Below are 1,456 nucleotides of genomic sequence, written 5' to 3'. Positions count from 1 at the left end.
TCATAACGAGAAAAAATACGAAGGGATACCGACCAAAAAGAAGGTTTACTCATAAGTGTTCAACACTCAAATTATGTGCAAACAATGAGCAAATAAATCACGAATACTGCGACTAATTAATTAACGTTATTTTTCAGTTTAATATGCTTGATAAAACACAATATGACTGTTAATATCCGCGCTCGTTTTACGACACTAAGTAAGGTCGCATTACTTAGTGAATTATTTATCTCAAAGAGAATTTATTATGAAATTTAACGCAGTAGTACGTACTGACCTAGGTAAAGGTGCGAGCCGCCGCCTACGTTCTGAAGGTCTTTTCCCTGGTATCGTTTACGGTGGTGAAGCAGCTCCTGTTTCTATCACTCTTAAGCACAGCGATATCATCAACCAAATGGACAAGCCTGAGTTCTACGAAGGTTTCGTTCTAGTAATCGACGGTCAAGAAGTTAAAGTTAAGCCTCAAGACATCCAACGTCACCCGTTCAAGCCAAAAGTTGAACACATGGACTTCAAACGCATCTAATTGCGAGTTCATAACTCTTTTTTAAAAAGCACTCTTCGGAGTGCTTTTTTTCTACCTATCGCATGGCTATCTCTTAGTAATTAGAAGAGCGGCTGTTGCGGATCTTCTTCAATTCCTTGTCGCTTTTCCAATTCCTGTTGCACTTTGGCACGATGACGTCGTCGTACTTGCTGTTCACGTCGACGACAAATATCAAGTACCTGATGCTTTTGATCATCAGTCATTTGCAGCCAGTAAAGACGCTCTTGCCTACTGCGATAACACCCTTTGCAGTATCCCCTATTGTTAACTTCACATATCCGTTTACAGGGGCTTGGAATGTCAAAAAAATCTTTCTGCTCCATATATCCCCATCAAAACTAAACCCATACAAACCACTTTATTTGAGAATAATAGATCATCATGATTTATGCTTTTCTTTAGTGAAATATGAAAGCAAAAGTTTACTAAATAGTTAATTTGGTTTTATTTTTATGAAAAATTAGCCTGCTATATCAGTTGATTTCATTGCCTCAACTCTGCTAAGGTTATTCGAGTTGTCACGGTTGATAACTAACTATTTACATTTTATATCTATAATTCAGTGAATTAAGGTATATCAGAGGAGGGAACCATGGATTTTTTTGTACCATCGGCAACAGACCTTGAGCAAGCAAAAACAGTTTATTCATCTATTGCTGCGCATGTATCAGCGCCAGTTCCTAATGATGATAAGCGAGTAAGTAAGCTTGTATGGTCGCATGAAGGCACAGTTTGCATTGCTGAAGTTGGACAGCAGCCACCTGAAATTTTCCGTGCACCAGAAGAGATCCTTGCTATTTTTGAATGTGGTGATGTTTACAAGATCTGTACCCAAAATCGTGGTGTGATTAATTTCGATCCTATTCTTGCTAATACAAAAGATGTATCTAAAGTCGAATACTTTAAATA

At 37.9% G+C, this 1,456-nt stretch carries 3 protein-coding genes and 1 pseudogene; 2 read left to right on the top strand and 2 right to left on the bottom strand.

The features are described from left to right. Positions 1-247: 247 nt before the first annotated feature. A complete protein-coding gene (gene rplY, locus E5A76_RS02465; protein ID WP_053989617.1) occupies positions 248-526 on the top strand; it encodes a 50S ribosomal protein L25 in 279 nt (92 codons plus the stop codon). A gap of 80 nt (positions 527-606) precedes the next feature. On the opposite strand, the gene E5A76_RS20810 is transcribed toward rplY, so the two are convergent. Then, on the bottom strand, positions 607-750 hold the full coding sequence (locus E5A76_RS20810) for a hypothetical protein (RefSeq protein ID WP_237458962.1): 144 nt from the start codon (positions 748-750) through the stop codon (positions 607-609). A 12-nt stretch (positions 751-762) separates the two neighbouring features. After that, positions 763-870, bottom strand: a pseudogene (locus E5A76_RS20805) (DUF1289 domain-containing protein); the annotation flags it as partial. Between the two features lie 269 nt (positions 871-1,139). On the opposite strand from E5A76_RS20805, the gene E5A76_RS02455 reads away from it, so the two are divergent. After that, positions 1,140-1,456: hypothetical protein (locus E5A76_RS02455; protein WP_107166652.1), on the top strand; the 317-nt coding region annotated here is incomplete at its 3' end.

Origin of the sequence: Photobacterium lucens, from assembly GCF_009873615.1 — a bacterium.
Classification (GTDB): Bacteria; Pseudomonadota; Gammaproteobacteria; order Enterobacterales; family Vibrionaceae; genus Photobacterium; species Photobacterium lucens.
The sequence above is the reverse complement of the archived record's forward strand: the minus strand, read 5'-3'. Positions and strand labels throughout refer to the sequence as shown.

Excerpts from the sequence above, each read along its gene's own strand:
- rplY (WP_053989617.1), top strand. The coding sequence starts at position 248 with ATGAAATTTAACGCAGTAGTACGTACTGACCTAGGTAAAGGTGCGAGC.
- E5A76_RS20810 (WP_237458962.1), bottom strand. The coding sequence starts at position 750 with ATGACTGATGATCAAAAGCATCAGGTACTTGATATTTGTCGTCGACGT.